This is a genomic window from Actinosynnema sp. NPDC059797 (genome assembly GCF_042732085.1).
Classification (GTDB): domain Bacteria; phylum Actinomycetota; class Actinomycetes; order Mycobacteriales; family Pseudonocardiaceae; genus Actinosynnema.
The window spans coordinates 1-8,267 of the sequence record NZ_JBHWIE010000319.1; the positions used below are offsets into that span (position 1 = coordinate 1).

Annotated in this window: 7 protein-coding genes; 5 read left to right on the plus strand and 2 right to left on the minus strand. The window is 74.0% G+C overall.

The window, feature by feature from the left end; translation table 11 throughout:
* Positions 1–84 precede the first annotated feature (84 nt).
* Positions 85–1,014: a phytoene/squalene synthase family protein gene (locus ACFV4N_RS35690; RefSeq protein WP_499677077.1), complete on the plus strand. Its 930-nt coding sequence runs from the start codon at positions 85–87 to the stop codon at positions 1,012–1,014.
* A gap of 4 nt (positions 1,015–1,018) precedes the next feature.
* A complete protein-coding gene (locus tag ACFV4N_RS35695) occupies positions 1,019–1,972 on the plus strand; it encodes a DUF5914 domain-containing protein (protein WP_499677078.1) in 954 nt (317 codons plus the stop codon).
* Between the two features lie 57 nt (positions 1,973–2,029).
* On the opposite strand, the gene ACFV4N_RS35700 is transcribed toward ACFV4N_RS35695, so the two are convergent.
* Positions 2,030–2,728, minus strand: coding sequence for a class I SAM-dependent methyltransferase (locus ACFV4N_RS35700; RefSeq protein WP_499677079.1), 699 nt, complete (start codon positions 2,726–2,728; stop codon positions 2,030–2,032).
* 94 nt (positions 2,729–2,822) lie between these two features.
* On the opposite strand from ACFV4N_RS35700, the gene ACFV4N_RS35705 reads away from it, so the two are divergent.
* On the plus strand, positions 2,823–3,215 hold the full coding sequence (locus ACFV4N_RS35705) for an OsmC family protein (RefSeq protein ID WP_499677080.1): 393 nt from the start codon (positions 2,823–2,825) through the stop codon (positions 3,213–3,215).
* 57 nt (positions 3,216–3,272) lie between these two features.
* Here ACFV4N_RS35705 and ACFV4N_RS35710 read toward each other — a convergent pair whose 3' ends face one another.
* Positions 3,273–6,995, minus strand: coding sequence for a glycoside hydrolase family 2 TIM barrel-domain containing protein (locus ACFV4N_RS35710; RefSeq protein ID WP_499677081.1), 3,723 nt, complete (start codon positions 6,993–6,995; stop codon positions 3,273–3,275).
* A 181-nt stretch (positions 6,996–7,176) separates the two neighbouring features.
* Here ACFV4N_RS35710 and ACFV4N_RS35715 point away from each other — a divergent pair, with 181 nt between their 5' ends.
* Positions 7,177–7,800, plus strand: coding sequence for a dihydrofolate reductase family protein (locus ACFV4N_RS35715; protein WP_499677082.1), 624 nt, complete (start codon positions 7,177–7,179; stop codon positions 7,798–7,800).
* Positions 7,797–8,156, plus strand: a complete 360-nt coding sequence (locus ACFV4N_RS35720; RefSeq protein ID WP_499677083.1) for a YciI family protein — start codon at positions 7,797–7,799, stop codon at positions 8,154–8,156. Before ACFV4N_RS35715 ends, ACFV4N_RS35720 begins: the two co-directional genes overlap by 4 nt.
* The last annotated feature ends 111 nt before the right edge of the window (positions 8,157–8,267 follow it).

The window sequence follows — 8,267 nt, forward strand, 5'->3', positions numbered from 1 at the left end:
GCACGACAGATCAATCCGTCATGCGGAGCGCCGGCCCGGGTTCTAGCGTGGTGCGGGAAGCCTGCGGAAGGACTCCCTGCCCCCATGTCGGTCGACCGCGAACTCGACGCCGCCGCCATCACCGATCCGGTGCTGCGGCGGGCCTACCGGCGTTGCCGCGAGCTGAACGCCGAGCACGGCCGGACCTACTACCTGGCCACGCGGCTCCTGCCGCGCGCCCGGCGACCCGCCATCCACGCCCTCTACGGGTTCGCCCGATGGGCCGACGACGTCGTGGACGAGGTGCACGACGGCCGGACGCCGGCCGAGCGCGCCTCCCAGTTGTCTACCGTGGACGAGAGGTTGGCCGCCGGGCTGGCCGCGGGCCGCAGCGACCACCCGGTGATCGCCGCCGTCGTGGACACCGCGCACCGGTACGACCTCGACCGGTCGCTGTTCACCGACTTCATGGCGTCGATGCGGATGGACCTGACGATCACCGAGTACCCGACCTACGCCGACCTGTCCCGCTACGTGCACGGGTCGGCGGCGGTGATCGGGCTCCAGGTGCTGCCGGTGCTGGGCACGGCCGTGCCCCGGGAGGAGGCCGAGCCCGCCGCGGCGGCGCTGGGCGTGGCGTTCCAGCTGACCAACTTCCTGCGCGACGTCGGCGAGGACCTGGACCGGGGCCGGGTGTACCTGCCGACCGAGGAGCTGGCGGCGTTCGGCGTGGACCGGGACCTGCTGCTGTGGTCCCGCCGCACCGGGCGCGCCGACGACCGGGTCAAGCGCGCCCTGGCGTTCCAGGCCGACCGCGTCCGGTCGGTCTACCGGCAGGCCGCCCCGGGCATCCCGATGCTCGCGCCCGAGTCCCGCCCGTGCGTGGCCACCGCCTATCGCCTGTACGGGCGGATCCTCGACCTCGTCGAGCGCGCCGACTACGACGTGCTGTCCCGACGGGTCACCGTGTCCAGCGGACGGCGGTTGGCGATCGCGCTGCCCGCCCTCGCCCGCGCCGCACTGCACCAGGAGTAGTGAGATGCCCATGCCGTTGCGCCGGTTCGCCGCCAGGCCGTGGCCCGAGCAGGAGCCCACCTGGCGGGACGCCAAGCCCGCGCTGATCGAGGCGGCGCTCAAGCGCGCCTCGGCCCGCCCGTCGGGCAACTGGTTCGTGCTCGCCGCCAGCCGGGAGGTCACGGCCGCCGCGCCGTTCGGCCGGACGGTCGCCGGGGTCGAGGTGGTGGCGTGGCGCTCGGGCCCGACCGTCCTGGCCGGTCCCGGCTCGTGCCCCCACCTGGGCGCGCCCCTGTGCGACGGCGCGGTGCACCGGGGCGAGCTGGTGTGCCGGTGGCACGGCCTGGCGCTGGGCTCGCGGCGCTTCGGCGCGTGGTCCCCCTACCCCGCGCACGACGACGGCGTGCTGGTGTGGGTGCGGCTGGACGAGGTGGGCGGCGAGGAGCCGCTGGACGCGCCCGTGCTGCCGGAGCGGCCGCCGGCGGCGTCGCTGGACGCGGTGGCCACGGTGGTCGGGCGCTGCGAGCCGGAGGACGTGGTGGCCAACCGCCTCGACCCGTGGCACGGCGCCTGGTTCCACCCGTACTCGTTCGCGAACCTGGAGGTGCTGGAGACCCCGACCGAGGAGGACGACCGGTTCCTGGTGGAGGTGACGTTCAAGCTCGTCGGGCGCATCGGCGTGCCGGTGGTCGCCGCCTTCACCTGCCCCGAGCCGCGCACCGTCGTGATGCGCATCGTGGAGGGCGAGGGGGTGGGCAGCGTGGTGGAGACCCACGCCACCCCGCTCGGCCCGGCGAGGACCGCCGTCATCGAGGCGACCATCGCCCACTCCGACCGGCCGGGGTTCTCGAAGTCCCTGCCGGTCGCGCCCGCCATCCGGCCGCTGATGAAGTGGGCGGCGGCGCGGTTGTGGAAGGACGACCTGGCCTACGCCGAACGCCGGTACGCGCTGCGCACGGCCGGGCGGTTCCCGGGGTGACCGGTTCGGGGGACACCGGTTCGGGGGCGGACCGGTGTCCCCGAACGGTCCCGCGCCTCAGGCCTCACCCACGAACGTGTGCACCAGCCCCCGCTGCCAACCCGCCGCGGGCAGGGTGCGGACGCCGGTGAAACCGTTGCGGCGCAACCGGTCCCGCAGCGCGGACGCGCCGTCGAAGTCCAGCACGCTGCGCCACAGGTAGGTGTAGAGGCCGGCCGACCGGGTGACCGCGACGCCGCTCGGGATGATCACCGACCAGCACACCGCCGTCCACAGCGCGGTGGCCGCCCACGAGTCCCGCACCGAGTACTCGTGCGCCACGAACCGCGCCCCCGGCTTGAGCAGCCCGCGCACGGCGGTCAGCACCGGGTCCGGGTCGGGCAGGTTGCGCACCAGGTAGGCCGCGAACACCCCGTCGAACGGGCCGTGCACGGCCAGGTCCTCCGCGCGGGAGTGCACGAACGACACGGTGTCCGGCCACGGCTTGCGCCGGGCGCGGTCCAGCATGCCGCGCGAGGCGTCGACCGCGACGACCTCCGCCCTGGGCGCGACCGACAGCAGCGCCGCCGTCGACGCGCCCGTGCCGCAGCCCAGGTCCAGCAGCCGCAGGCCCGCGCCGTCGCCGCGGACCCGCAGCGCGGTCGCCGACCGGCGCAGCTCCCGGTGGTAGTCGGGGTTCGCGCCGACCAGCAGGTCGTACCCCTCCGCCGCCTCGTCGAACGCGTCCGGCACCGCCGCGGAACCCACCTTGGCCATCGAGCACCTCCGGTGGTCACCGTAGGGGCGGCTTCAGCCGTTCGCATGACGGATCGGGTCGTGGTTTTCGGCCGGGAACGGGTACTCGGCGGCGGTGACGACTGCGACGAACCTCTACTCGACCACCGCCGTGTCCAACTCCGGTTCAGTCCGGGTGGACGACTCGGCCGACCTGCCCGTGGCCGCGCCGCCCGAGCTGGGAGGTCCGGGTGGCGGCTGGAACTCCGAGCAGCTCTACGCGGCCTCGCTGGCGACGTGCCTGCACCAGAGCATCGTGCTCATCGCGTCGTCGGCCGGCGACGACACCTCCGACTGCGTGGTGAGCGCCGGGGTGTCGCTGCGGCACGAGGGCGCGGAGAAGTACGACGTGGACGCTCGGTTGAAGGTCGAGCTGCCCCACGTGCCCGAGCAGCGGCGGCAGGCGCTGGTGGACCTGGCCGTCTCGCACGCGCCGCTGATCGGCGGTTGGCCGGTCACCGTGGCGTGACCGGCCGACCGCCGTCGCCCGGCCGCCCCCTGCTCAGCCTCCTCCGCCGTCGCCCGCTCAGCCGCCCGCGGGCAGCCCCGCGCGGGCCTCGGCCGCGGTCAGCGGCCGCAGGGTGAGGGTGTACTCGTAGGTGGTGTCGGGCCGCACCTGGCTGCGTTCCCGCACCGGGTTCGGGGTGTCACCCACCCCGGTGACGGCGTGGCTCGCCCGCAGCGTGTGCCACCCGTCGTTGGGCCGCAGTTGGAACGGGTAGGCCGCCCGGTCCAGGTCGTCGTACCGAGTGACGCTCACCTCCGGCGCGCCCGCGACCAGCAGCCCGCCGGTGCGGCCGTCGGTGAGCAGGGCCCAGCGGGTGTCGGTGTGGTTGCCGTGGTCCTGCGGCCGGTGGTACTCGACGTACTGCCCGGCCACGGTGGAGCGGTGCACGCCGACGGGCGTGCCGTCCTCCCGGTCGACGTAGCTCTCGGCCTCCCGCCCGTACCAGGTGAACCGGTCGTAGCGCTCGGGCACGGCCAGCGACACGCCGACGCGCGGCAGGTAGGGCAGGTCGCGGATCGCGCCCTGCGGCGTCACGCGGTGGCCCAGGCGCAGCGTGCCGGTCCGGTCCACCGAGTAGGTCATGACCTGGTCGAACCAGGCCCCGGTCACGTCCGGCGCGGCGACCCGGCTGTCCACCACGACCCGCACGCCGTCGCCGTCCGGCTCGACCCGCACGCCGGTGGTGGTCGTCTCCAGCCGGTCGAGGCCGACGCGGCGCCAGTCCTCGCCCTCGGCCCGGCCCCAGGCGAACGTCTCGTTGCTGATCGGCGCGCGCCACGCGTCCAGTCGCGGCCCGCCGCGCAGCAGTTCGCGACCGCGCACGCGGATCGACGACAGCGCGCCGGTCTTCTTGTCCACCTCGTAGGTGACGTCCCGGACCGACGCGGTGACCGAGTCCGCCCCGTCCGAGGTGCGCACCCGCCCGGACGCGGGCACCGGGTCGAGGCCGGGCACCCGCGTGCCGCCGAGGGCGAACTGGTCGTGGGCGAGCACGTGCCCGGCGGGCAGCATCGGCCGCGCCGCCGCGACCACGGCCTCCACGGTCAGGAACCGCTCGCGGTCGCCCGGGTTCGCCGGCACGCGCGGCCGGACGGTCCCGGTCTCCCCCGACGCCACGCGCAGCGGCTGCTCGCCGCGGGCCACCACGCGCGAGCCCTCCTGGACCCGCCACCGCAGCGCCAGCTCGTCGGTGCCGGTGAACGCGCGCTCGTTGCGCACCGAGAGCACGCCGTCCGCCCAGGAGAACCGCAGCGGCTGGTGCGCCCACGCCATCTGGGTCGTCTCGGGCTGCGGGTCGCGGTCGGCGGACACCAGGCCGTCGACGCCCGACAGGCTGGAGCCGTAGGACAGGTGGGTGCCGCGCTCCTCGACGCGGTCGAAGTCCAGGGCGAGCACCGCGCCGTCGGCGGGTTCGGGCGCGGCCAGCTCCTGCGGGGTGAGCGCGCGGTCGTAGATCCGCGCGTCGTCGAACGAGCCCTGGGCCATGCGGCCGACGTTCGACGGGTCGTTCCACGAGGTCTCGAAGTCGCGGCCGAGGTTGACCTCCGCCGACGACGGGTCGATGCGACCGCTGAACGGCGTGCTCGCGACCTCCCGGCCGTCGAGGTAGAGCCGCAGCGCCGTCCCGTCGTAAGTGCCGCTGATCCGGTGCCAGTTGCCGTAGAAGTCGGCGGGCACCGGCGCCTGCACCGCGCGCCACGTGCCGCTGTGGATGAAGAACTCCAGCGTGTTCCCGGTCTTCATCTTCAGCGCGTACTGGTGGTCGCCCTTGCCGAGGATGCGGAAGTCGCCGGTCCACTTCTCCGGTTTGACCCACACGTCCAGGGTCAGCGCGGTGCCCGTGAGGTCGAGCCGCCGGTCGCGGTAGACCTCGACGAAGTCGTCCAGGCCGGACAGCCGCAGCGCCTTGCCGCGCCGCCCGTCGACCAGCTCGGGCGCGCCGGACAGGTGGGCGGGGATGTCGTTGCCGGAGCTGTCGGGCACGAGCCGGACCGGCTGCCGGATGTTCTGCTCGGCCCAGTCCCAGATGAAGCCGCCCTGGGTGGCGTGGTTGGCCCTGATCGTGTCCCAGAACTCGCGGAAGTTGCCCAGGCTGTTGCCCATGGCGTGCGCGTACTCGCCGAAGATGAGCGGTTTGGTGGTGGTGCGGGCCTGCTCGGCGAACCTCTCCGGCGACGGGTAGCGCGGGCCCCACACGTCGGCGAACGGCGCGTCGCCGTCCGGGTTGTTCGACTGGTGGTACTTGGGCCGGGTCGGCTCGTTGGCGTCCAGCCACTCGGCCATGGCGTGGTGGTGCGCGCCCAGGCCCGCCTCGTTGCCGGTGTCCCACAGGAACACGCTGGGGTGGTTCTTGTCCCGCTGCACCATGGCGGTGAAGCGGTCGAGGAACGCGTCGCGCCACTCCGGCTGGTCCGCCTGGCACCAGACGCGGCAGTTCTCGTGGTTGTGGGTCTCGATGTCGACCTCGTCGGCGATCCACAGGCCGTGCCGGTCGGCCAGCTCGTAGAAGTACGGGTCGGACGGGTAGTGCGAGGTGCGCACCGCGTTGACGTTGAGCTGCTTCATCAGCGCCACGTCGCGCTCCTGCGCGGGCCGCGGCACGTGCCGCCCGTGGTCGGGGTCGGTCTCCGCCCGGTTGACGCCCTTGAACAGCACCTTCTTGCCGTTGACCAGCAGTTGCCGGTCGCGGACATCGATCTCGCGGAACCCGGTGGTCTCGCTGGTGGTGTGGGTGGTGCGGCCGTCCGGCCCGGCGAGGGTGAGCACGACGGTGTGCAGGTTCGGCGTCTCGTCGGTCCACTTCGCCGGGTCGCGCACCGGCAGGGTGAGCCGCACCCGCGCGCCCGGCCCGGTCACGTCCACCTGTTCCGAGGTCCGGCCGACCTCCCGGCCGCGGGCGTCGTGCAGGCTCGCGGTGACGCGGTGCGCGCCGGTCGTGCCGCCCGGCTTGCGCCCGACCTCCACGTCGGCGGTCAGGGTGGCGTCGGTGTAGGTCTCGTCGAGGTCGGTCCGCAGGGTCACGTCCCGGACGTGGGTGGCGGGCGTGGCGTAGAGGCCGACCGAGCGGAAGATGCCCGAGTACCGCCACTGGTCGACGTCCTCCAGGTAGGAGCCCGCGCTCCAGCGGTGCACCTGCACGGCGACCCGGTTGCGGCCCGGCCGCAGCGCGTCGGTCACGTCGAACTCGGCGGGCGTGTAGCCGCCCTGGTCGTAGCCGACGTACTCGCCGTTGACCCACACGAAGTACGCCGAGGTCACGCCCTCGAACCGGAGGAAGGTCCGGCGGTCGCGCCAGTCCGCGGGCACGTCGAAGTCGCGGGCGTAGGCGCCGGTGGGGTTGACGTCGCGCGGCACCCGCGGCGGGTCGTCCGGCTGGACCTCGGTGGCGATGTTGCGGAAGATCGGGTGGTCGAGGCCGTCGGTCTGCCAGGTGTGCGGCACGGTGACCCGCCGCCAGCCCGACGTGTCGTAGCCGTCGGCGTGGAAGTTCGCGGGCACCTCCTCCGGCCGGTCGGCCATGGCGATCCGCCACTCCCCGTCCAGGGCGAGGCTGTACGGGCCGCGCTCGTCGCCGCGGACCGCCGCCGCGGTGTCGGCGTGGGGGCGCAGGAACGCGTGCGGCGCCTCCTGGCCCTCGGCGACCTTCCGCGGGTCCTCCAGGTACGCGTAGAGGTCGCCGCCGGGTGGCGAGGCGCCCGCCACCCCCGTCGGCGCCACCACCGTCCCGGACAAACCCAACACAACTGCCACGAGAACACTCAGGCGCGGCATCCACGAACCTCCATGTTCGAACGGAACCACACATGATTCAGCAGCAAAGCCCGTCGGACGTCAATCCGACGATCGAGGTGTCGATTTCACGCCGTCTCATTCGCCGAGTGGGTGGACGGGCGCCGCGACCGGTGCCCGCGGAGGAGGAGACATGCGCACACTGCTGGTGACGTCGTTCGTGTCGGTGGACGGGGTGGTGCAGGCGCCGGGCGGCCCGGACGAGGACCGCGACGGCGGGTTCGCCCACGGCGGTTGGGCCGTCCCGCACCTCGGCCCGGAGGTCGTCGGGGCGGTGGCGGAGCTGACCGCCGGGGCGGACGCGCTGCTGCTCGGCCGCCGGACCTACGAGATCTTCGCGGCGAGCTGGCCGCTCGCCGCGGAGGACGACCCGATCGCCGCGAAGCTGAACGCCGTGCCCAAGCACGTCGCGTCCCGGACGTTGACCGAGGTGACGTGGCGGAACTCGGCGCTGCTCGCCGGCGACGTCGCCGGCGCGGTGGCCGCGCTCAAGCGCGACGGGGACGGCGAGGTCCAGGTGCACGGCAGCGGCGACCTCGTGCAGACCCTCCTCGCCCACGACCTGGTCGACGAGTTCCACCTGGTCGTGCTGCCGGTCCTGGTCGGCTCGGGCAAGCGCCTGTTCGGGGCCGGAACCGCCCCCGGCGCCCTGCGACCGGTCCGCACGGCGGTCGTGGGCGACGCCGTGGTCACCACCTACGCGCGGGCGGGCGGCCTCGAATACGGTGCGATGGGCCCGGAAACGGGGAACTGGTGACCGGAACGGGAGAACGCGGCATGCCGCAGTACGCGATCCTGATCTACGAGCAGGAGACCCCCGGCGGGGTCGCCGACATCCCGCCCGAGGTCATGGAGGCCAACATCCGGGCGGGCGAGCGGATCGCCGCCATGGGCGTGCGGGTCGTCCACGAGCAGGCCCTGCAACCCAGCTCGCGCACCCGCACGGTGCGCAAGGGCGGCCTGGTGACCGACGGGCCGTTCCTGGAGAGCAAGGAGGTCATCGCCGGGTTCTTCGTGGTGGAGGCCGTCGACCTCGACCAGGCCGTCGAGGTGGCCCGGTTGCTGCCGATCATGGCGGGGGCCGTGGAGGTCCGGCCGCTGCTGGACGCGTGAGCGACGTCGAACGCGCGGTCGCCGACGCGCACCGCCGCCAGTGGGCCGCCGTGCTCGCCGCGACGGTGCGCGTCACCCGCGACCTGGACCTGGCCGAGGACTGCGTCCAGG

Coding starts and splice junctions, on each gene's coding strand:
- ACFV4N_RS35690 (WP_499677077.1), top strand. CDS start 85: ATGTCGGTCGACCGCGAACTCGACGCCGCCGCCATCACCGATCCGGTG.
- ACFV4N_RS35695 (WP_499677078.1), top strand. CDS start 1,019: ATGCCCATGCCGTTGCGCCGGTTCGCCGCCAGGCCGTGGCCCGAGCAG.
- ACFV4N_RS35700 (WP_499677079.1), bottom strand. CDS start 2,728: ATGGCCAAGGTGGGTTCCGCGGCGGTGCCGGACGCGTTCGACGAGGCG.
- ACFV4N_RS35715 (WP_499677082.1), top strand. CDS start 7,177: ATGCGCACACTGCTGGTGACGTCGTTCGTGTCGGTGGACGGGGTGGTG.